We start from the raw sequence: 21,918 nt of genomic DNA on the forward strand, positions 1-21,918 counted from the left end.
GCGAGGCACCCTTGCATTAATATTAGCCATCATGGCGTTTCATTAATTCAGCCATTCTGTGCTTCATGTTTTTGGGCTGCTGTTGGACAATTTTATCGCCTGATTCCAAATAGGATGATGATGAAGATGAAGATGACTCTTCTTCATGTTTGTGTCCATAGGAATGGTCTAAGTCAACCTGCTGCTTCTGAATCAATTTGAAGAATAAGCCAACTTCCATCTTTTCTGTGATGCGGCTGAATCGGCCCCAGTTGTCAAAATCCTTGTAAAGGTCAAGGTCATTGACAAAAGATGCAAGCAGTTTGCAGTCAATCGGCTCATTATAGTACTCATACGTAAATGCACCAGAAGTACAGTTATCAGCACCATGGCCTTTCTTGTCGATGAATCTTCTTTCGTACACGGTGTTCTTTTGGCTTAAGTTTTCGTAATCTGGGTAATTGTAGACTTTGACAGCCTGGCTGCAAGTAAATGGTACATCGACGCTGTAGTCCTTCAATACACCGCTGCACTGCTCTACATATTGGATATTCTTGTGGACAACACCGGATATATAGAGTTTAACCTTGTCATAGTCCATTGCTGAACGGATTGCCTTACATTGCGTAAGCGATACATTCCTGCGCATGTGCTTGATCTCGCGTGCTGCTGTAGGGAGTTTAATATCACTTTCGACTTCTACTTGCAGCTCAACTTCAGCTAGCGCGACATCAATGTCAGCAACTGGATACTTAAGGTAATTGCCATAAGGATAGTAAGAATCATTATCGCATTCAACCCGAAGCGTTTTTGCTTCATCGCATGAAAGCTGTGGCGGGCAGCCATGGTTTGAATTGCAACCTGTATTTCTCTTCATATCTTTCACTCCTTTTTTTTTAATCAAAAGCAGTAAGAAACAGTATAAGTCTGCTCCTTTCTTTTGACTTACTATTTTATATGCCAGTACTACAGTAAATGAATAGACGAATGATAGAGGGCAATCACATATTTTTTACGTCAGGGAAGTGGAGTTAATAGGATTCGGGACAAGTGCTGAGTTTTAGAGGCAAAATGGAACCCCACATAGAAGTGGGGTGGCTGTTTTGTGTGACTATTCAGGAAATCAGCGTCCAGAGCATAATAGCTTCTTAGGATCCATTTTTTTCGCTTTTACTGGAGGGAAGCAGGTAATGCCGACAAAATCTTTCAAATCGACTTCAAAACAAGCCCCCGTTCTTACGAAGCCTTCAATTCCATGTTGTTTCCCTTCACAACGTTCCGGACAGAGCAGCTCAAGGATCGCACAGCATTTGGAACCCTTAGTAAAATCAACTACACGGAAAAAACTAGACTTGATATCATAAAAGCATCCATTGATTTTAACAACGCCTGTACCCACGAAGGTCTCACAGTCGCCTTTGCTGCATCCGCATAATAATTTGAATGGGATTGTATCGTAGTTCGACTGTTTGCACTGATTTAAGAGTTCTCTGATTGATCTTTCACAGCTGACATCACAACCATCTTTCTTATGCTTTACTTTGTGCTGTGCATCATTAATGTCCCTGACCTTTTTGCACACACAATGATCGGAGTGTTTATCATCATGGTGGCCTTTTTGGCAGCCACAATCGTCATCATCCCAATCTTTATGCTTATCTTTATCTTTTTGCTTCTCCCAATCCTTATGATCATCCCATTTTTTATGATCATCCCAATCCCTATGCTTGTGATCATCCCGATCCCTATGGTCATCATATTTTTTGCGTTTCCCCATATCGCGGTCCCTGGACTTTTCTTTTTTATGATCGTAATCATAGTCAGGTCGATGATCATCTTTGTAATAATAATTCATAAAACGTGCCTCTCCTTTCTTATAGAGTGGTGTTATACTTACAAGATATGGGGAAAAGCAGTGGTTTGTATGGGGATGTGACTATACAAAAGAAATTCTTCAAGAAATTTTTGGGAAACTGGACTAGAAAATTTGCTATTTGCCTATTTTCCATTCAATATAAATATCAGCAAAACGATTATGGAGGCCATCATAATGTTGAAAAAACAGATAGAGAAGTTTATAGGATCTCAAAAGGGTACGGTTGAATTACATAATGAAGAAAAGGAATATGCAGAACGTCAAGGATTACTTAATGGTGTCCAGGTAAAATTATCTGAGCCCGGCGCCCGTTTCAAGGATGCTTATATTGAGAGAGGCAACAAAGAGACTGAAGAGTTCCTAGGTGAAGAATCATCGCATTTTCTTAGTCAGCCAATTGGTTATTTCAAAGAACGGAATAATGAATTCATGTACTTGGAATCCAGGTGGTTTGAACTGATTGGAGTCGATGCCGTCAGTTTTGAAAAAGATGATGTGTTCGGAACATATGATGTCATGCTTGGACTGAAGCTTCAGAAGAAGTATGAGGCTGACATCAAGAAATTCCTCGAAGAAAACCTGCAAGGAGAGGGGTCCAGGTTTGACCTGATGTTCGATGCCAATGAAGGAGTATGGAGCCTGAACTTCGCATTGAATGGACTTAAAGGATACATAGAGGATCTATCCATCGGAGAGGCTTATAATCTGATCTATGGTTTTCTTTTTAGTCTCGCAGAGTCAATAGAGAATAGGTAACCGAAAAGCGCCTGATGGGCGCTTTTTTCAATGCTTTAACATGGTATCATACTACTATATTAGAATACTAAAATTTCCCATATCTGTTGACATTCACTGCTAGGAACCATAAAATTAATATAAGTTATTAGTCAATAGGTAAAATTCAGAAAACGGGGTCGGTCATGAGTAAATTAGCGATTGGGAAAACAGCGATCCTGCTGGCGTCATTCACAGAAGAAGAAATGGCTTTTTTTCAGGATACCCTTAAAGGTGTAAGCTATTGCCTTGGCAAAGTAGGCTCGATGAATATGCAAAAAGTTATTTCAGCAGTGGAGACAGCTGCCAAACGTCATGGTCTCATACATCCCAATTTGTATCGTGAAACCCATGCTTTATACCATGCAATCATGGAAGGCATGGAAGGGGTGACACGGGGCCATCTGTCCATTGGTGAAATGAGCCGTACTGTCGGCCTTCGATTTGCCGTTGTCCGTGGTACACCCTTTTCCGATGAAGAAGAAGGAGAATGGATTGCCGTCGCGTTTTATGGAACGATTGGCGCTCCTGTAAAAGGGTCTGAACACGAAACGGTCGGTTTAGGAATCAATCATATATAAAGTTGCATTGCCTATAGTCCACTAGTCAGTAGGAGGCGATGATGGTTAAGTATGCCATTATCGTCTCCTTTTTATTTTATCCGATCAGGAGGTTACTTGTATGGTTGTTTTAACGGGAGAAACGTTAACTTTGAAGCAAATCAAGCAGGTCTGCTATCTCGACGAGGCAGTCGCCATCAGTCCAGAAAGCATGAAGAAGGTTACCGAGAGCAGGGAAGCGGTAGAGAAAATCGTAGCCGACAAGCGTACGATCTACGGAATCAATACAGGATTCGGGAAATTCAGTGATGTCATCATTGATGAACAAGATGTCAATGCATTGCAGTTAAACCTGATCAGGTCTCATGCCTGCGGCGTAGGGGAGCCATTCCCCGAGGTCGTTTCACGTGCGATGATCTTACTTAGGCTGAATGCGTTGATTAAAGGTTTTTCAGGGATCAGGCCGGTTATTGCTGAAAGGTTGAAAGAATTGCTCAACCTCAGAATCCATCCGGTTGTCCCGCAGCAAGGATCCCTTGGTGCGTCGGGGGATTTAGCGCCGCTGTCCCATCTGGCATTAGTATTGTTAGGCGAGGGGAAGGTTTTCTATCAGGGAAGGGTATGCCTGACAGAAGAAGCATATAAAAAAGAAGGTCTTGAGCCAATCGTTTTACAGGCTAAAGAAGGCCTGGCGCTGATTAATGGAACGCAGGCAATGACGGCAATGGGTGTGGTGAACTGGATCGAAGCAAAAGATCTGGCACATCAATCAGAATGGATTGCTGCCCTAACAATGGAAGGATTGGAAGGGGTCATAGATGCATTCCACCCTGCTATTCATGAAGCTCGCGGTTACAGACAGCAAATAGAGGTAGCGGAGCGCATGAGAGATTTACTGGCAGGCAGCAAACTGACGACACGACAAGGTGAAAAAAGAGTACAGGACGCGTACTCATTAAGATGCATTCCCCAAGTGCATGGAGCATCATGGCAGGCGCTCGACTATGTAAAAGAAAAGTTGGAGATTGAAATGAATGCAGCTACAGACAATCCGCTCATTTTTGACGGGGGGGAAACCGTCATTTCGGGAGGGAACTTCCATGGCCAGCCGATTGCGATTGCAATGGATTTTATGAAAATAGCTGTTGCAGAATTTGCCAGTATTTCTGAAAGACGGATTGAAAGATTGGTCAATCCGCAATTAAATGACCTCCCGCCTTTCTTGAGTCCGCAACCTGGACTTCAGTCAGGTGCGATGATCATGCAATACAGTGCAGCATCACTCGTTTCAGAAAATAAGACCCTTGCTCATCCTGCAAGTGTAGATTCGATCCCATCCTCTGCCAACCAGGAGGATCATGTGAGCATGGGAACCATTGCTGCCCGCCATGCACACAGTATCATCCAAAACGTCAGGCGTGTACTAGCAATTGAATGTATCTGTGCTCTTCAGGCAGTCCAATATCGAGGTGTTGATAAAATGGCACCTAAAACCTGGAGCTTCTATCAAGAGGTAAGAAAGATCGTTCCATCCATCACAGAGGACCGGATTTTTTCTGAGGATATCGAGAGGCTTGGAGACTGGCTAAAAAAAAATAGACATCAGTGGACAGCTGTAAAACAGCAGGAGAGTCTGGCTTAATACTATAAAAAATTGAGGAGAGTGGAAAAAATGGCAATTGAAGCAAAGCGCAATATTAAAGCAAAAAAGGGCCTTGAACTGGAGTGTAAAGGATGGGAACAAGAAGCAGCATTAAGGATGCTCTATAACAATCTTGATCCAGAGGTGGCTGAAAAGCCTGAGGATCTTGTTGTTTACGGGGGAATTGGCAAAGCAGCACGTAATTGGGAGGCATTCGACGCTATCGTTGAAACGCTGCGCAGGCTGGAAAATGACGAAACAATGCTCGTTCAATCTGGTAAACCTGTCGCTGTATTCAAAACGCACGAGGCTGCACCAAGAGTGTTAATTTCCAACTCTGTTTTGGTACCTAAATGGGCAAATTGGGATCACTTTCACGAATTAGATAAAAAAGGATTGATGATGTACGGACAAATGACTGCTGGAAGCTGGATTTACATCGGTTCCCAGGGAATCCTCCAGGGCACATATGAAACATTCGCAGAGGTAGCGAGACAGCACTTCAACGGAACGCTTAGAAACACCATTACGCTGACTGCAGGGCTCGGCGGCATGGGTGGAGCCCAGCCTCTAGCCGTTACGATGAATGATGGCGTCTGCTTAGCTGTGGAGATCGATCCAGAACGGATCAAAAAGCGAATCGATACTCGTTATTGCGACAAAATGACCCATTCAATCGATGAGGCAATTGATTGGGCAAATGAAGCAAAGCATAAGGGAATACCTCTCTCAATTGGTCTGGTCGGGAATGCTGCAGAGGTCCATCTGGAATTACTGTCCAGGAATTTTAAGGTGGATATTGTAACGGACCAGACTTCTGCTCATGATCCATTGAATGGGTATATCCCGGTTGGTTTTAATTTGGAAGAAGCTTCCAAACTTCGTGACGAAGATCCTGAAGAATATGTAAAGCAATCTTCCTTCTCAATGGCAAAGCATGTCGCTTCCATGCTTGAATACCAGAGGAGAGGTGCTGTCACATTTGATTACGGCAATAACATCCGCCAGGTTGCCAAGGATCATGGTGAGCAGCATGCGTTCGATTTCCCTGGATTTGTTCCTGCCTATATCAGACCGCTTTTCTGTGAAGGTAAAGGGCCTTTCCGTTGGGCTGCATTATCTGGAGACCCAGCAGATATTCATCGGACAGACGAACTGATCAAGGAGCTTTTTCCAGAAAATAAAGCACTTCAGCGCTGGATTGACATGGCACAGGAAAAAGTGGAATTTCAGGGTCTGCCGTCAAGAATTTGCTGGCTTGGCTATGGTGAGCGAGTGAAGATGGGATTGGCAATTAATGAACTGGTGCGTAAAGGTGAATTGAAAGCACCGATTGTCATTGGTCGAGATCATTTAGACAGCGGGTCGGTCGCTTCTCCCAATCGTGAAACAGAAGCAATGAAGGATGGCAGTGATGCAGTTGGTGACTGGGCGATTCTTAATGCACTAGTCAATGTTGCTGCAGGCGGCTCATGGATCTCTGTCCATCATGGCGGGGGCGTAGGCATGGGATATTCCCTGCACGCAGGAATGGTCGTGGTGGCGGACGGTACTGACCTTGCTGAAGAGAGGCTTAGGAGGGTCCTGACTACAGATCCTGGAATGGGTGTTGCCCGCCACGCTGACGCTGGCTACGAAAAAGCGATCGAAACAGCGAAAGAAAAAGGGGTCGACATCCCGATGCTTCCCTAATTTGGAGGAGGCAATGTTAAATAAAAATGAAGCATTGTCACTTCTGTTCTAGGAAAATTTTGAAAGAAAGGATGAGAATATTGACATATGATGTAATCGTTCACAATATAGGTCAGCTCATTTTGCCCAAAGCTTCCGATTATCCGTTGAAGGGGCAGGATATGAAAGAACTCAACATAAGTGAAGAGGCAGCAATAGGAATACAGGATGGGAAAATTGCCTGGATTGGCAGCGATGCTGAAGCAGGGTCACTTAAATCTACCGAGAGAATTGATGCCGAGGGTAAGGTTGTGTCTCCAGGGCTTGTTGATCCGCATACACATTTAGTATTTGGCGGTTCCCGAGAACATGAACTTTCACTGAAGCAGGCTGGAGTACCTTATTTAGAAATCCTCGCTCAGGGGGGCGGGATTTTATCAACGGTAGGTTCCACTAAAAAAGCGACAGAGGAAGATTTGTATAAAAAGGCTTCTTTCCATCTTGAAAGAATGATTTCCTACGGAGTTACAACCTTGGAAGCAAAGAGTGGCTATGGTCTGGATGCTGATACAGAACTTAAGCAGCTGAGGGTGGTCAAACGTTTAAAGGAAAAGTACCCAATATCTGTCGTTTCAACATTCCTTGGTGCGCACGCTGTGCCGCCTGGATTCAAAGGGAAAGAGGATGAGTTCCTGGACGAAATGGCCAGGTTGTTCGAGGTTATCAATGAAGAAGAACTTGCAGAGTTCGTGGATATTTTTTGTGAAACAGGTGTTTTTACAATCGAACAGTCAAGGAAGTTTTTACAACAGGCAAAAGAAAAAGGGTTTGGTCTGAAAATCCATGCTGATGAAATTGACCCGCTTGGAGGCACGGAAATGGCCGTATCATTAGGGGCGGCAAGTGCTGACCATCTGGTTGCCGCCTCAGATGAAGGAATCAGACAGCTCGCGGAAGGCGATACAGTAGCAGTTCTGTTGCCAGGAACGACGTTTTACCTTGGCAAGGACCATTATGCCCGTGCGAGAAAGATGATTGATGAGGGTGCGGCAGTGGCTTTGGCGACAGATTTCAATCCCGGAAGCTGTGTGACTGAAAACCTTCAAATGATTATGTCACTCGCTGCATTAAAGCTGAAAATGTCCGCAGAAGAAATTTGGAATGCAGCCACGGTAAATGCAGCCCATGCAATTGGAAGAGCGTCTCACGCAGGATCATTGGAAATAGGACGTTCTGCAGATTTCGTCATCTGGGATGTACCTAATTATCAATATATCCCGTATCACTTTGGTGTAAATCATGCACAAAGTGTCTACCATTCTGGTAATAAACTTTGGGAAAGGACCGCTTATGGTGAAATTCAGTTATCTTCAGCCAGGTAAGCCAGCGGTTTTCAAGGACCGGTTCGTCACGAAGGTCAATGAACGGGTAATACCTTATTCAGAGGGCGAAACTGGCAATATCGGCTTAATCGGTCTTCCATACTCTAAAACATCCATTTCTTTATCACAGGCATCGGATGCGCCTAAAACGATGAGGGCAAGCTTAAGCTCATTTTCAACTTTTTCTGGAGAAAGAGCCAAAGATTACGAGAATGTAAAGATCCTTGACTTTGGCGATGTGCAAACACATCCAACTGAGATGGAGGAATCCATTGAAAGACTTTATGTAAGTGTCAAGGAAATGCTTGAGAAGAATGCCTGCCAAAGGTATATCATGCTTGGCGGAGACCATGGTGTCAGCTATCCTTCCATTCGGGCCTTCAAGGAGCACTACGGGGAAATAGGAGTTATCCAATGGGATGCACATCATGATGTCAGGAATCTTGATGATGGCGGACGGACAAACGGCACACCATTCCGGAGCCTTATTGAAGGGGGACATTTAAAGGGTGCGCATCTTGTCCAGATAGGGATTCGTGATTATGCAAATGCGAAAGAATATCATGAATATACAAAAGAAAAAGGGATTTCTGTCTATACAATGGAAGATATAGAGATTTCAGGGATCATTCCTATCATTAAAAAGGAACTGGAAAGGCTGTCTGAATTAGTAGATAAAATATACTTATCTGTTGATATGGACGTCGTCGACCAGGCATTCGCGCCCGGGTGCCCGGCTATTGGACCGGGTGGGATCACCAGCAGGGAATTGCTTGCGAGTATTTCAGCTGCTGCCTCCCATGAAAAAGTAAAAGCGATGGATATCGTGGAAATAGATCCATCAAAAGACTTCCGGGATATGACAAGCAGGCTGGCCGCTGCTGCCATGCTTCGTTTTATGTACAACTAAAAAAATTAATCAGCCTGCAGACCAATCATTGTCTGCAGGCTGATCTTTTTAAGGAAAAGGTGTTGAAGATGCTTAGTTAGTAGAAAATATACAACCTAGCGATCAGTGAAACCAGAATTTGAACAGCATTGATAGCAGTATCAATTGTCTTGACTTCAACATTTTTCGAGCCTTAAATAATTGTATTTTAATTGTCTAATTTTCGTTGCTTGAACTATTTTGCTTTTAAAGTTAGAGTTATTTTATACATATCTAAAGAGGGTGTAAGCATTTGAGCAAGAGGTATTTTACCATTGGGATGGCAGGTCATATTGACCATGGAAAAACATCGCTGACCAAAGCGTTGACGAATGTCGATACGGACCGCCTGAAAGAAGAAAAAGAACGCCAAATTTCAATTGAACTTGGCTTTGCGCCATTATATGAGGATGAAGAACTGCAAATTTCCGTTGTCGATGTTCCAGGACATGAGCGCTTTATCCGCCAGATGATTGCCGGAGTTGCTGGGATCGACCTCGTCGTTCTGGTGGTTGCTGCGGATGAAGGCGTCATGCCGCAAACGAGGGAGCACCTTGATATTCTGGGGTTTCTCGGAATCCGCTCTGGTATTATCGCAATTACAAAGACCGACAGAGTAGAAGAGGAATTCATAGAGCTTGTGAAAGACGATATATTAAGCGAGCTTGATGGCACAGTTTTTGAGAACGCTCCATTTATGTTGGTCGATAGTCTATCAAAAAAAGGAATCCCGGAATTAAAAGAAATGGTCATTGAAACACTGAAGGAGCAAGAAATGCGGGATGCCAAAGGAGCGTTCCGCCTGCCGATTGACCAGGTATTTACAGTGAAGGGGCAAGGGACCGTTGTGAGAGGTACTGTTTACGAAGGGACGGTTGAAGAGGGCCAGTCATTAAAAATCCTGCCGAGCGGATTAGAGGTCAGAGCTCGCCAGCTGCAAGTTCATCATCAGCCAGCAAAGATGGCTTATGCAGGTCAAAGGGCAGCCATCAATCTATCGGGTGTCTCGCGGGATGATCTTGAACGTGGCGAAGTCCTTGTGTCATCCGAGCACTTTATTGTAACGAATACGATTGATGTAGCAATCAGAGTCGTTGAGGATCTTGAGCATTTGGTAAAACAAAGAACCCCTATTAAGTGCCATATCGGGACTGCTGAAGTAATGGGGAGGATTGTCTTTTTTGACCGGAATGAACTAAAAGAAGACAACGGAGAAGTCCTTTGTCAGCTCCGTCTTGATGAAAAAATCGTTACGAAGCGTGGAGACCGGTTCATCGTCCGCCGTCCAAGTCCGCAGGAAACGATTGGCGGCGGATGGGTAATTGACCCACGCGGAAATAAATACCGATTTGGCAAGCAGACGATTGAAGAACTTGAGAAAAAGAAGGCCGGAACGCCAATTGAACGAATAAATGCTTCTTTATACGAAGCAAAAAGTTTATCTATTGAAGAACTAATCAAACGGACTGCTCTTGATGAAGGGGCAATTCTGGCCAATCTGAAAGATGACCAGTTCATCCAAATTTCCAATAAGGAATACGCTCTAGTATCGGTTGTCGAAGTCATCGAAGAAGAGATCAGCGACCGGTTAGAAGACTTCCTTGCTGAAAACCCAATGCGAATCGGGATGAATAAGGCCGAACTGCTTCAATCCTTGCAAAAATCTTTTTCAAAAACCCTGCTTGAGTTTGTGATCGATCACGCCATTACCGAGGGGGTGCTGAACAGGAAAGAACAGTATATTTCTTTGGTAAGCTTTGCTCCTCACGTTCCGAACAACTGGGTGAAGCGAACAGAGAATATGCTAGACGAACTCAAGAAGGATGGCCTGAAGGTTGCATATCTGAATGATTATATAAAAAATGCCGGAATCCCTGAGTCTCTTGCAGCTGAGTTGAAACGATTCCTTGAAGATCAAGGAGAGATTGTCATGCTCGATGATCAATATGCCTGGTATGGCGCTCATTTTGCTGAGGCAGTGGAGAAGCTAAGAAAACATACTGGCGATGAGTTTGAAGTACCCCAAGCAAAGGAAGCCGTGGAGTTATCGCGAAAATACATGATTCCTTTTCTCGAGCGACTCGATGCACTGGGGTATACACGAAGAGTTGAAAACAAAAGGGTTTGGCGGAAATAATCCAAAGGGGTTTCACCTCTAATATACACGGAGCAGGTTCTTCCACTCACCATTTGAAAATCTTGTTCGAACAATGGTCAACCTTGATAAATTTGAAGGAAATCCACGTGTTTCTGTCTGAACCACGGTCACCTTCGGACAAAATTGAAGGAGATTTGCGTGATTCTGTCTGAACCTGGATCAACTTCAGACAAAGTAGAAGGATTCACTGGGATTTTGTCCGAACAGAGGTCAACTTCGGACAAAATTAAAGGAGCTCCGCGTGGTTATGTCTGAACCAGGGTCACCTTCGGACAAAGTAGAATGGATTTACCAGGATTTTGTCCGAACAGAGGTCAACTTCAGACAAAATTGATAGAGGTCCGCATGATTATGTCTCAAGCAGGGTCACCTTCAGACAAAGTAGAAGGGATTCACCAGGATTTTGTCCGAACAGAGGTCAACTTCAGACAAAATTGAAAGAGATCCGGTGATTATGTCTGAACCTGGATCAACTTCAGACAAAGTAGGAGGATTCACTGGGATTTTGTCCGAACAGAGGTCAACTTCGGACAAAATTAAAGGAGCTCCGCGTGGTTATGTCTGAACCAGGGTCAACTTCGGACAAAATTAAAGGAGCCCCGCGTGGTTATGTCTGAACCCGGATCAACTTCAGACAAAGTAGAAGGGATTCACTAGGATTTTGTCCGAACAGAGGTCACCTTCGGACAAAATTAAAGGAGCCCCGCGTGATTCTGTCTGAACCAAGATTAACTTCGGATAAAGTAGAAGGAAATCATCAGGTTTTTTCTGAAGCAGGGTATATAGCGCACAAAATCGAAGAATTTCGGGAGCCCGAACATTTTCAGGGCAAATCACGATGATCAATAAATAGCCAATTTAAAACAGCAGACCATATAATTTGGCCTGCTGTTTTTCTCGCTTGTAGTTTACATAACAATATTATTTAACTCTCAGTAGATTTCACTTGCAAAGGAGGAGGAATCAACCAGCCTTTTGTTTTATTCAATTTCAACATCTTGGCACCGAATTGTGCTTTAGCCATATGGAATTGACCATACATTAAGCCTATATCTTCTCTGATTGCCTGACCGATCATGGTGCTGGCTGCGACTAACCCTTCAGCAACATCCTTCGAAACGGCAGCTGCAATTTCAGGGTCACTGAATTTTGCTCCTGGAGGTATATCCTCCAGATGAGCAACTGGGCGTTCTGGGGGTGCAGGAGGAAGACCAATTCCATTTGATTTTAGCAACACTTCTACCTGTTTGTTTTCTTCCTGCATTGCTTCAATAGCTTCTTGAACAAGTTTCTTTAAATCTTCATCACCAATATGATTGATAAACGTCTGGTATGCTGCAATCAATCCATGATTGACTGACAGATGAGTCCATGTTCCATATACTTCACCATAATGCAAAGGTTCATCTTTGGGGTTTCCGCTTAATACTCCCATGATCGCACTCCTTATCGTTTCTAAATTCATTGTTTTTGCCCCTTATGAAAGGAAGTTGGTCCATTGATTATTTTGCATTCTGAAGTGATAATCATACCTGCTTATAATTGGGAAATAAATACATTCGCGATTAAGCAAGGACTACTAACAGAAATAAGAAGTTATATGTATAATGGTTACTTTGAACTAATTAATGGGCTCTAAATTCCATCATTCATTGAGTGAAATACGTATGTTACAGTAAAGGAGGAGAGGGTGATATTTTTGAATGAAAAAGTTTTAACATTCTTTTTAACAACTAGCATTTTGTTTGCAGGTTGCACTAAGGATCAGGTAAATGTCACTGAACCAAACCAAAAAACGATTGAACAGGCAATGTTGGACAGTGGGATCGAGACCGATGGCATAATCTTTACTGAAAAGATAAAGGGGCAAAATGCATTTTCTCTATATGAACAAGTTGATGGATTTGGCGTCATTCACTTAGTTAAGTCAGATAAAGGGTGGCAATACAGAGGGGGATCAGAGTTTGGGCATCCTGAAGGAAAGCCTGATCCTCTATCATTTGGAGCGGCAACATGGTTGCTGGGAGACTATTCTCTTGAGGGGAACAACAGATATAATACCGTGTTCATTGGTGAAATCCATCAAACGGAAATTACGGAGATCATTTTGGAGATAGAGAATGGTAAGTATCCTGCAAAAATCATAACCCGCAATAGCAGGAAGTTCTGGTACCATCAATCAGGTACCGAAAATGCACAGAGTCTTGTGACTAAAATCTCCGGGTATACTTCAACTGGAAAATTGATTTATGAAAAAAAATTAAATTTTAACGAAAGATAAGGAGCTTGGTATATCCCAAGCTCTACACTCATTCTCCGAAAAATCCTTCGTATATTTTGCTGATATCATCTCTCAACTTCTCAACTTGTACGATTCTGGCTTCCCTCAAATATTCTCGCCCATCTGCATAGAGTACGAGGACTGGCACGGTAAAAGCCATAAGAAATCCAGCGATCTCTTCAACCTTTCCTGCGTTTACCAAACCTGTTTTGATTTTAGGGAAGTCCTCCATAACTTCCTCAACCTGAGGAAGCAATCCATGGCAGACGCTTCAACTGTCAGTCAAGACATATATGAAGCTTAATTCATTATCGCTTATCAAGCTTTTTACTTCGTCCATCGACATTAATTCTTTCATCATTAATCCACCTCCTATCTTTTTTTACCCATTAAAAATTAGGTTAGCCTTCAGTTCTTTAATCATACTAAAAAAAGGGTAAAGGGTATAATAATCAGGAAGGAGTGAGAGAGTATGGGAAATCTATGGCATGAGCGTTTTGGTTCGGAAGAATATGTGTATGGTGAAGAGCCAAACCTTTTTATAAAAAAACAATCAACAAGGCTGGAGAACGGCAAAAAAGTTGTATGCTTTGCTGAAGGTGAAGGAAGGAATGCTGTTTACCTTGCGAGACAAGGTCATGAGGTTACAGCTTATGACTATGCGCTTAATGGCCTAAAAAAGACGGAAGCACTGGCCCAACGGTTTGGAGTCAAGATCTCGACAAAACAAAAGGATTTAATTCAAGAACAGGTACAAGTAGAGGAATTTGACGCAGCCATAATGGTTTTTGGCCATTTTTCCAAACAGGACCAAAAAACAGTATTTGACAAACTCTTATCTGCTGTAAAACCTGGTGGCATTGTCATGCTGGAAGTATATTCAGAGGACCAGGTCAAATATGGAACAGGCGGGCCAAAAACAAAAGAAATGCTTTATGATCCATCGGACCTGCTCCAGTGGGTGAAAGGATATAATACATTACATTTCTACTATGGAGAAGAGGAGCGAGTTGAAGGCCAATTACATACCGGCGTTGGGCATGTAATACAGATTGTAATCCAAAAATAAGGCAAGATTGATAAGGCGAATCTTCTTAAAAGAAGGTCGCTTTTTTGCGTATTTACAAGGATTTTCCAATAGGTTTGTCGAATTTTATACAAAGAAGTAATGATAGGGCAAATCAAGACATCAACAAGTGTCAACTGTACCTTATCTCACTTTTGAAAGGGTAAACAGGGGGAAATCTAGGGAGGTAGATTATGAAAGAAACAATAAATAGCTATGAGGACTTATTAAGAATGCTAGATTACTTTCTGAAAGAAGAAAGTGAGTTTAACTGGGATCATTTTTATTCTGACCGGGAAAGAAAAATTCCTTTTTTTGAAAACCATCCAGATGAGAATTTAGTTGAATATATGGAAAAGGGCAGGATAACAGCGGGAAAGGCCTTGGAATTAGGCTGTGGACCAGGGAGGAATGCCATTTATTTGGCCAGGAATGGTTTTAACGTAGATGCCGTCGACCAATCTGCAGAAGGTCTGGAATGGGCTAAAGAAAGGGCAAAAGAACAAGAAGTTAAAGTGAATTTTGTTCAACGTAATATTTTTGATTTCGAAATTGAAGAGGGAGCCTATGATCTTGTCTATGATTCTGGCTGTTTCCACCATATCCCGCCGCATAGAAGAATGAGTTATATTGATCTCGTACAGAGAGCTTTAAAGCCTGGAGGTTCATTTGCTCTAACCTGCTTTGTACAGGGAGGAGAGCTTGGCGGGGCGGACATTTCCGATTGGGAAGTGTATAGAGGTAAAAGCATGCGAGGCGGTTTGGGTTTCACTGATGAAAAGCTTAAGTGGATTTTTCAAGAATTCACAGCAGTTGAAATCCGGAAAATGAAAGATTTAAACTCTGATACCGGAAAATTCGGAACATCTGCTCTTTTAGCTGCCCTTTTCAAAAAATAAATAATGGAGTGAACACATTGGGATATATACGTGAGCTAAGAAAGCTGGTAGGCCACAGGCCACTGATTTTACCAGGAGCAGTCGTGCTTATTTTTAATGATGAAGGCCAATTACTGCTCCAGCATCGAAGTGATGGCGGATGGGGGCTTCCAGGCGGTTTGATGGAATTAGGAGAGAGCCTTGAAGAAACTGCAAGAAGGGAAGTAAAGGAAGAAACGGGACTCGACTTGGGAAAATTGAAGTTAGAAGGCGTGTTTTCAGGTGGAGAATATTACTTAAAAGTCGCAAACGGTGATGAACTCTACTCAGTAACTACCGTCTATTCAACAAAGGATTATAGTGGTGAGATTGTGTTGGATGAACTAGAGTCAATCGACTTGCAATTCTTCGATTTGCATCAAATGCCTAAAAACTTGCAAAAAAGCTATCTTGATTTTATACAACATTATATTCAACATAACGCCATAGACTGTGGTTAAGAGAAGCTGAATATATGTTGAAAACGCCCGGTAGAAAAAATTTTATACAGGAGTGTACAAATGACGGTTGAACAAAAATGGCAAGATTTCTATTGTGATGAAGTATTATCAGGTAAAACACCTGTGGAAAAGGTGTTTGAAACGGAGCAGTCTCTAGCATTTTATCATACTCGGCCATATTATAAGCTACATATCATTGTCATTCCCAAGAAACATATTTTATCATTTTTAACAGTATCGGAAGAGGAAACGGAGATATTGAATGATGTTCTCAAGATAGTAAAGCGGGTTGCCTCAATGCTTGATAAGGACTTTGGAGCATGCACAATATCTACTAACATTGGAACTTATCAAAGCAACAAGCATTTGCACTGGCATGTCCATTTTGGTCCGAGGATACGCGACGAGCAAGGAAGGTTGCTTCATGATCACGAAACAAAATAATGGTTTTGGTTAGTAGACATTCTTGAAATAAGCGTAATGGACATGGAGCAATATCAGCCGCTGGCAGGATCATACGCCATTCATGGTGAGAGGAAACTATCTAATTGGATACAACACCTTAAGGCAACAACGGGAACTACCGGCCGGAAAAAGAGAATATGATGAAACACCTTTGAATTGCGCTCTAGAAGAACTTCTTGAAGAAACTGGACAATTCGTCATGAATCTTAAATTTGTTGGCCTGGCAAGGGTAAAAAATCATCTTAACGGTGCCGAAAAGTTCAACCCATTATACTACTCGACAACTTCCTTTCTGTGCCCCTTTCAACAAAACAAAGAAATGTCTAAAATAAGACTCTGGGACCTTAAAGAAGCTGTACACATTGACCAGGTTGATTTGGCAATATTAGAATACATTCATCTGTTAGAGCATAAGGAGTTATAATGAAAAGAAAATTAAATTTAAAACAGGTACTTATCGCAAGCTTTTTTATTGCTACAGTTCTAACGTTTGCGAATAATATGATTGATTGGGAAAATAAAATTCACTCTGGCATTTTTGCGTTTATTGTCAGTTTCGCTGTTTTCAGTATCTCAGAGAATATATTTAAGAATTAATTGGAAAAGGACTTAGGCCTAAGTCCTTTTCTGTTATATAGGAGCTGTTTAAAAGATTGGTAGGGTGGAGTGGAATTAATAGTAAATATAGTTGGATAGAAAAAGGGGAAGAGGAACTATGCTAGCTGCGGGAGTTCATGGATTTATCCTCGCCTTTGGACTGATTCTTCCGTTAGGAGTCCAAAACGTGTTTGTTTTTAACCAGGGATCTATGCACAAACAATATAGTAGAGTTTTGCCAGTGATTTTGACAGCTTCAATCAGTGATACAGTCTTAATCACTCTTGCAGTTCTCGGTATATCAGTTATGGTTCTAAAGGTTACCTGGTTAAGTACGTTGTTATTATCAGCCGGCATTCTTTTTTTAATCTATATGGGATATTTAACTTGGAGAAGCAGGCCAACTGATGTAACTGAGGAGGCAGTAGCCTTTTCCCCGAAAAAACAGATAACCTTTGCCGCATCGGTTTCTTTGCTTAATCCTCATGCAATCATGGACACAATCGGAGTGATAGGAACGAGTTCAATGAATTATGCAGGTCCAGCGAAATTCACCTTTGCAGTTGCCTGTATTTTGACTTCCTGGATCTGGTTTTTCGTTCTTGCTTATGTTGGACGGCAAGTGGGAAGGTTAGGGGAATTAAATAGTTTTCACATGATCTTGAATAAAATATCCGCTTTGATCATGTGGGGGACAGCCATTTACTTGGTGTTGACTTTTTAACTTAAGGATACTGAAAAGAGGCCAGAAAAAGAGTTCTTCATAAAAATCATGAAGGACTCTTTTTTCTTATTGTCTTCTGCGACGTCGAAGATATTGAACTTCTGATTCAAGTTCTTGCAGCCGCTTATTGTTTTCTGCTAGCTCGCACTTCATTACATTCAATTGCTCTTTTACTTCGTTCAACTCCACAGGAAGTTGTTCGTTCTCATAAGAAAGTTTTTCGGTCTCATTTTCTAGGCTAGTAGTGTTTGCGTCTTCTTTTTTTGAGTCTGATTTATTCAATGTCTTGGATAGCAATGATAAAGTAGTTGGATTGACAATTCCCTGTACAGCTGCCATTAGGGAATTAAGGTTGTCAGCATTAAGTTGGTTTTTCTGAGGCTGGCTAACCTCATCGTCATTTTCTTCTGGCAACTGATTAAAAATCGCCTGGGTGAAATTAAGTATTCCATCTAATGACGGCTCTTTTTTCAAAGAATCAATATGTGGCTTTATATCTTTTTCATTCATCTACTATCATCCTTTCTTTTATTATAGAATCTCCCCGGCTAATACCGGTATAGCCAGGGAGATTGTAAGGAACTGTAGGTCGCAAATCTTACAGAGATTAAGCAGCACCATTGTCTACAGCAATTACTTCGCCGATGCAAGTGTAAAGGACATCAGCAAGTGCGTCTTGGTTCAACAAAATGGCAACTACCAAAGCAAGTGCCAGCAAAAGAACGACAATCGCAGTGATTAACATCTCTCCACCCCCTTCCTTCATAGAAGATAGGTAAGATTCGAACCTTACAACAACATCTTATGAAAAAATAACGGACGAGCATCAGCTTGTATCATGGAATCTTAAAGACGGGCTGCCTATTTTATAAGAAATAGGTTATTATTTGAAAAATGGCACAGTTTCTAATATGGTGGAGTTAGAAATTCAAGGAGGGGGTCGTTTAATTGTCCGAGCCAATCGCGTTAACGAAGATAACAGTAATCCAGAAAGATACTCCCAATAAAATCAGGGAGGCTTACATTGATGGTTTTAGTGAGCCTTTGCTTTTTGGGGTACATGGTGGTGTAAAGCAGTTCTATGGTGTGAATCCAGAGGTAGAATATCCGTCTACACTAGATCATATCGTTGCTGCAGCAGGCGGCTGACTGGTTGGAACCCTATCTGGCGCGCTGGAGGCGCGTAAAATACCATCTTCACCTGATAAAGTCAAAGCGAACATCCAAGGAACAATTGAAGCACCTGAAGGAGTCCTGAAAATTACAAAAATCAACTGCCACTATGAATTGAAGGTTCCTTCAGGAAATAGGGAAGCTGCCGAAAGAGCATTAAATGTTTTCGAACGGGGATGTCCAGTCGCACAAACATTAAAGGGCTGTATTCAGTTCAATCATACTTGGGAAATCGAAGAATACTAGTAAAAATGAGTCCTTATCCTAATAAGATGAGGGCTCATTTTCACTTTTTAAACAAGAGGATTTTTTATTATGTAAAGGATTTTTAGTTCTATCCTCGAATTCTTATTTATATCTTTTTGAAAAAGGGGAGTCCATGTGATTGAATTAGTGCGTGTAAAACAGGAGGATGAAGCAATACTCCAAAATGTAATACAATTTTATATTTACGAATTTACTGTCTTTCAGGATATCAAGCTTGAGCAATCTGGATTTTTTGCACCCTTTGATTTAAAACCGTATTGGAATGAAGCCGATTTATATGCTTTTTTTATCAAGCATGAAGGAGAACTGGCGGGTTTTGCCATGGTTGAAAGTGGAGATCCCAATGTTATCCTGGAGTTTTTTATCATGAGGAAATTCTACCGAAGAGGGTTTGGGAAAGCAGCGGCGGACAAGCTATTTGACCTATTCCCTGGAAATTGGAGCATTACTCAGGTAGAGAAAAATGAGCCGGCAAGGAACTTTTGGCGAAAAGTGATTGGCGATTATACTGGCGGAAACTATATTGAAAAGTTCGATGATCACAATCGGTCAATACAAGAATTTAATACCGGATTATATGCAAAAAAATGATTGCAAAAGGTCTGAAGAGTTGTTTATAATGGTAAAAATATCAAATCGATGAAAAAGAGAGTAATTATTCTATCTTTGCTACAGCGAGCCAGGGACAGTGGAAGCCTGGTGCATCAGAATAATGAAGCGCACTTTTGAGATGCTGTCCTGAAACTAAGTAGGGATAGCCGGGATTTACCCGTTATCAATTGGAAGAAGGTTCCGAAACTCGGAACAATTGGAGTGGTACCGCGGGATAAACTCTCGTCTCTTATTTAGAGACGGGAGTTTTTTTATTTTATATAAGGGGGTAATTTAATGGATTATGTAAAACTGTATGCTGAGTTGCTTGCCGCTGAGCTAGAAGGGGCTCTCCCGTGTTCAGAAATAGAGAGGTTAATCGAGAAACCGAAATTTTTGCATCAGGGTGACTTAGCTTTTCCATGCTTCCAATTGGCAAAAACCATGAGAAAACCGCCGGTTGTTATTGCGGAGGAGTTACATGCCCGGTTGCAAAGCTCAGTTAATAATTCAATGGAACGTTTTGAAGCAGCCGGTGGTTATGTAAATGCGTTTTTAAACAAGGCGGAAGTGACCAAAGAACTATTGATTGAAATCGGGCAAAAGAGGAATCATTATGGTGATCTTGATCTTGGTGGAAATCAAATTGTCACAATTGACCTTTCTTCTCCGAATATTGCGAAACCCTTTTCCATGGGCCATCTGCGGTCAACCGTTATAGGAAATTCATTGTCGCTTATTTATGAAAAGGCTGGATATAAGACCGTGAAAATCAACCATTTAGGAGATTGGGGAACTCAATTCGGCAAGCTTATCACAGCATATAAACTTTGGGGATCAGAGGAGAAAGTAGAGAAGAACCCAATACAGGAGCTGCTGGCGCTATATATAAAGTTTCATGATGAAGCAGAAAGCCAGCCGGAGCTGGAGCAAGAGGGGCGAAACTGGTTCAGACGTCTGGAAAACGGGGATGCTGAGGCACTCAAGCTATGGAAATGGATCAAGGAGGAGTCACTTAAGGAGTTTAAGAAGATTTACAATCTCATGGGAATTGTGTTTGATTCATACGCTGGGGAAGCTTTTTATAATGACAAAATGGATTCAATCGTGGAAATGCTAAAAGCAAAGGACATGCTTGTTGATTCGGATGGGGCACAGGTAGTCAGCTTGGAAGAACATGAACTTCCGCCTTGTCTTATTAAAAAATCGGATGGCGCAACATTGTATGCTACCAGGGATTTAGCCGCAGCTAAGTACAGATTCGATAGCTATTCATTTGTAAAATCATTGTATGTGGTCGGCAATGAGCAAAGTCTGCACTTTAAACAGCTCAAAGCAGTGCTGGCAAAATTGGACTTTCCATGGGCTGTCGATATTGTTCATGTTCCATTTGGCATGATGTTAAAGGATGGTAAGAAAATGTCCACGAGAAAAGGGAAGGTAGTCTTGCTCGAAGATGTTCTTAATGATTCCATTCAACTGGCAGAAAAGAATATAGAAGAAAAAAATCCTCATTTGGAAAATAAAACAGAGATTGCAAAAATGGTTGGTACCGGCGCAATTGTTTTTCATGACCTGAAGAATTTTCGGATGAACGACATTGAATTTTCCCTGGAAGAAATGTTGAAGGTTGAAGGGGAAACAGGACCTTATGTTCAATATACAAATGCACGGACACAATCGTTATTGAAAAAGGGAGGATTCAAATGGACGAATGAAGACTTCAAGTGGGCAGCTATTGCGGAGTGGCCAGTGATCACTGAGCTTAAGAACTTTCCGGAAACAATAAATAGAGCGATTGATAAAAACGATCCATCTTTGATTGCTAAATATGTCCTTGATTTGTCCCAGGCCTTTAATAAATATTATGGAGAAGTCCGCATCCTAGAAGAAAATGCTGAAAAGAACGCACGTCTTCAATTAGTCCATTGTGTAAGCATTGTGCTCGAAGAAGGTCTTAGAATACTGGGAGTCAAGGCTCCAAAAGAAATGTAAAAAGAGTCCCTGGATGAACCGGGGACTCTTTTAGATTCAATTATGTTCTATATAACTGGCGAAAATTTCACCAGCGGTATCGCTGTACTTCAGTTCTACATCTGTTTTGTCAAAGAACCATGTATCGTTTGCTTCTACAAAAAAAGTGATGCCGTCAATCTCTTGCTGTTCGGCGGCTATGGCAGGAGATTCAAGCGAAAATGCCAGGCTGTAACCTTTATTCTTGTCGCCAAACCCGGCATATTGAGGATAAAGGCGGATGTGAAACGGTTTCTGTGTATCAAATTCCTTTTCAAACCATTTGTATGCGTTTTGATCAATCTTGATTGTCATCTTTGCACCATCCTTTCGTTAGCTTTATTGTAAAACCTCAAAGGTACTGGCTGCCGTGCTTTATGTCACACTTTTCTC

Annotated in this window: 26 protein-coding genes and 1 other annotated feature; of the genes, 19 read left to right on the forward strand and 7 right to left on the reverse strand. The window is 41.9% G+C overall.

Features of this window, described 5'->3' with window-relative positions; all coding sequences use genetic code 11:
- Window positions 1–22: 22 nt before the first annotated feature.
- Together AB5I83_RS04070 and AB5I83_RS04075 are read right to left on the reverse strand one after the other, a co-directional pair.
- Entirely contained in the window at window positions 23–856 is an 834-nt protein-coding gene (locus AB5I83_RS04070) for a CsxC family protein (RefSeq protein WP_448973003.1), read from the reverse strand.
- A 246-nt stretch (window positions 857–1,102) separates the two neighbouring features.
- On the reverse strand, window positions 1,103–1,834 hold the full coding sequence (locus AB5I83_RS04075; RefSeq protein ID WP_448973005.1) for a CotY/CotZ family spore coat protein: 732 nt from the start codon (window positions 1,832–1,834) through the stop codon (window positions 1,103–1,105).
- A gap of 195 nt (window positions 1,835–2,029) precedes the next feature.
- On the opposite strand from AB5I83_RS04075, the gene AB5I83_RS04080 reads away from it, so the two are divergent.
- The 7 genes from AB5I83_RS04080 to selB all read left to right on the forward strand — a co-directional run bounded on the left by AB5I83_RS04080 (window position 2,030) and on the right by selB (window position 10,949).
- Window positions 2,030–2,611 carry a branched-chain amino acid aminotransferase gene (locus AB5I83_RS04080; RefSeq protein ID WP_448973007.1) on the forward strand — a complete coding sequence of 194 codons (582 nt, stop codon included), beginning with the start codon at window positions 2,030–2,032 and terminating at the stop codon, window positions 2,609–2,611.
- Window positions 2,612–2,775: 164 nt separating this feature from the next.
- Window positions 2,776–3,210: a hut operon transcriptional regulator HutP gene (gene hutP, locus AB5I83_RS04085; RefSeq protein WP_167832522.1), complete on the forward strand. Its 435-nt coding sequence runs from the start codon at window positions 2,776–2,778 to the stop codon at window positions 3,208–3,210.
- A 100-nt stretch (window positions 3,211–3,310) separates the two neighbouring features.
- Entirely contained in the window at window positions 3,311–4,831 is a 1,521-nt protein-coding gene (gene hutH, locus AB5I83_RS04090) for a histidine ammonia-lyase (RefSeq protein ID WP_448973009.1), read from the forward strand.
- A 30-nt stretch (window positions 4,832–4,861) separates the two neighbouring features.
- Entirely contained in the window at window positions 4,862–6,523 is a 1,662-nt protein-coding gene (hutU, locus tag AB5I83_RS04095) for a urocanate hydratase (protein WP_448973011.1), read from the forward strand.
- Between the two features lie 71 nt (window positions 6,524–6,594).
- A complete protein-coding gene (hutI, locus tag AB5I83_RS04100) occupies window positions 6,595–7,884 on the forward strand; it encodes an imidazolonepropionase (RefSeq protein ID WP_448973013.1) in 1,290 nt (429 codons plus the stop codon).
- A complete protein-coding gene (hutG, locus tag AB5I83_RS04105) occupies window positions 7,853–8,794 on the forward strand; it encodes a formimidoylglutamase (RefSeq protein ID WP_448973015.1) in 942 nt (313 codons plus the stop codon). The genes hutI and hutG overlap by 32 nt, the downstream gene beginning before the upstream one ends.
- 298 nt (window positions 8,795–9,092) lie before the next feature.
- Window positions 9,093–10,949 carry a selenocysteine-specific translation elongation factor gene (selB, locus tag AB5I83_RS04110; RefSeq protein ID WP_448973912.1) on the forward strand — a complete coding sequence of 619 codons (1,857 nt, stop codon included), beginning with the start codon at window positions 9,093–9,095 and terminating at the stop codon, window positions 10,947–10,949.
- Window positions 10,950–11,895: 946 nt separating this feature from the next.
- Here the strand turns inward: selB and AB5I83_RS04115 are convergent.
- On the reverse strand, window positions 11,896–12,405 hold the full coding sequence (locus tag AB5I83_RS04115) for a DUF3231 family protein (protein ID WP_448973914.1): 510 nt from the start codon (window positions 12,403–12,405) through the stop codon (window positions 11,896–11,898).
- A gap of 255 nt (window positions 12,406–12,660) precedes the next feature.
- On the opposite strand from AB5I83_RS04115, the gene AB5I83_RS04120 reads away from it, so the two are divergent.
- On the forward strand, window positions 12,661–13,251 hold the full coding sequence (locus tag AB5I83_RS04120) for a hypothetical protein (RefSeq protein WP_448973016.1): 591 nt from the start codon (window positions 12,661–12,663) through the stop codon (window positions 13,249–13,251).
- 28 nt (window positions 13,252–13,279) lie between these two features.
- Here AB5I83_RS04120 and AB5I83_RS04125 read toward each other — a convergent pair whose 3' ends face one another.
- Entirely contained in the window at window positions 13,280–13,483 is a 204-nt protein-coding gene (locus AB5I83_RS04125) for a thioredoxin (RefSeq protein ID WP_167832529.1), read from the reverse strand.
- A 240-nt stretch (window positions 13,484–13,723) separates the two neighbouring features.
- On the opposite strand from AB5I83_RS04125, the gene AB5I83_RS04130 reads away from it, so the two are divergent.
- From AB5I83_RS04130 to AB5I83_RS04160, 7 genes are all read left to right on the forward strand, one after another.
- Window positions 13,724–14,320 (forward strand): class I SAM-dependent methyltransferase, encoded by a 597-nt coding sequence (locus AB5I83_RS04130; protein WP_448973018.1) that lies wholly within the window; start codon window positions 13,724–13,726, stop codon window positions 14,318–14,320.
- A gap of 191 nt (window positions 14,321–14,511) precedes the next feature.
- The gene (locus AB5I83_RS04135; RefSeq protein WP_448973020.1) at window positions 14,512–15,216 is read left to right on the forward strand and encodes a class I SAM-dependent methyltransferase; all 705 of its coding nucleotides are present in this window, start codon (window positions 14,512–14,514) and stop codon (window positions 15,214–15,216) included.
- A gap of 8 nt (window positions 15,217–15,224) precedes the next feature.
- Complete coding sequence (locus tag AB5I83_RS04140) at window positions 15,225–15,695, forward strand: NUDIX hydrolase (protein WP_448973021.1); 471 nt, start codon at window positions 15,225–15,227, stop codon at window positions 15,693–15,695.
- 60 nt (window positions 15,696–15,755) lie between these two features.
- Window positions 15,756–16,139, forward strand: a complete 384-nt coding sequence (locus AB5I83_RS04145) for an HIT family protein (RefSeq protein WP_448973023.1) — start codon at window positions 15,756–15,758, stop codon at window positions 16,137–16,139.
- Window positions 16,140–16,221: 82 nt separating this feature from the next.
- The gene (locus tag AB5I83_RS04150; protein ID WP_448973025.1) at window positions 16,222–16,584 is read left to right on the forward strand and encodes an NUDIX domain-containing protein; all 363 of its coding nucleotides are present in this window, start codon (window positions 16,222–16,224) and stop codon (window positions 16,582–16,584) included.
- Window positions 16,584–16,757: a hypothetical protein gene (locus tag AB5I83_RS04155; protein ID WP_448973026.1), complete on the forward strand. Its 174-nt coding sequence runs from the start codon at window positions 16,584–16,586 to the stop codon at window positions 16,755–16,757. Before AB5I83_RS04150 ends, AB5I83_RS04155 begins: the two co-directional genes overlap by 1 nt.
- A gap of 118 nt (window positions 16,758–16,875) precedes the next feature.
- Complete coding sequence (locus AB5I83_RS04160) at window positions 16,876–17,481, forward strand: LysE/ArgO family amino acid transporter (RefSeq protein WP_448973027.1); 606 nt, start codon at window positions 16,876–16,878, stop codon at window positions 17,479–17,481.
- Between the two features lie 66 nt (window positions 17,482–17,547).
- Here AB5I83_RS04160 and AB5I83_RS04165 read toward each other — a convergent pair whose 3' ends face one another.
- Window positions 17,548–17,991 carry a hypothetical protein gene (locus AB5I83_RS04165; RefSeq protein WP_448973029.1) on the reverse strand — a complete coding sequence of 148 codons (444 nt, stop codon included), beginning with the start codon at window positions 17,989–17,991 and terminating at the stop codon, window positions 17,548–17,550.
- Window positions 17,992–18,088: 97 nt separating this feature from the next.
- Entirely contained in the window at window positions 18,089–18,226 is a 138-nt protein-coding gene (locus AB5I83_RS04170) for a hypothetical protein (protein ID WP_167832536.1), read from the reverse strand.
- Between the two features lie 203 nt (window positions 18,227–18,429).
- Between AB5I83_RS04170 and AB5I83_RS04175 the strand changes: the two genes are divergently transcribed.
- From AB5I83_RS04175 to argS, 4 genes are all read left to right on the forward strand, one after another.
- Window positions 18,430–18,630, forward strand: a complete 201-nt coding sequence (locus tag AB5I83_RS04175) for a hypothetical protein (RefSeq protein WP_226641962.1) — start codon at window positions 18,430–18,432, stop codon at window positions 18,628–18,630.
- A complete protein-coding gene (locus AB5I83_RS04180) occupies window positions 18,631–18,900 on the forward strand; it encodes an OsmC family protein (RefSeq protein WP_448973916.1) in 270 nt (89 codons plus the stop codon).
- Between the two features lie 135 nt (window positions 18,901–19,035).
- Entirely contained in the window at window positions 19,036–19,512 is a 477-nt protein-coding gene (locus AB5I83_RS04185; RefSeq protein WP_448973031.1) for a GNAT family N-acetyltransferase, read from the forward strand.
- 39 nt (window positions 19,513–19,551) lie between these two features.
- Window positions 19,552–19,766 (forward strand) — a binding site (T-box leader).
- Between the two features lie 43 nt (window positions 19,767–19,809).
- Entirely contained in the window at window positions 19,810–21,507 is a 1,698-nt protein-coding gene (argS, locus tag AB5I83_RS04190; protein WP_448973032.1) for an arginine--tRNA ligase, read from the forward strand.
- A gap of 36 nt (window positions 21,508–21,543) precedes the next feature.
- On the opposite strand, the gene AB5I83_RS04195 is transcribed toward argS, so the two are convergent.
- Window positions 21,544–21,840 (reverse strand): HesB/YadR/YfhF family protein, encoded by a 297-nt coding sequence (locus tag AB5I83_RS04195; RefSeq protein WP_448973034.1) that lies wholly within the window; start codon window positions 21,838–21,840, stop codon window positions 21,544–21,546.
- Window positions 21,841–21,918: the final 78 nt, after the last annotated feature.

Source organism: Mesobacillus sp. LC4 (genome assembly GCF_053543455.1).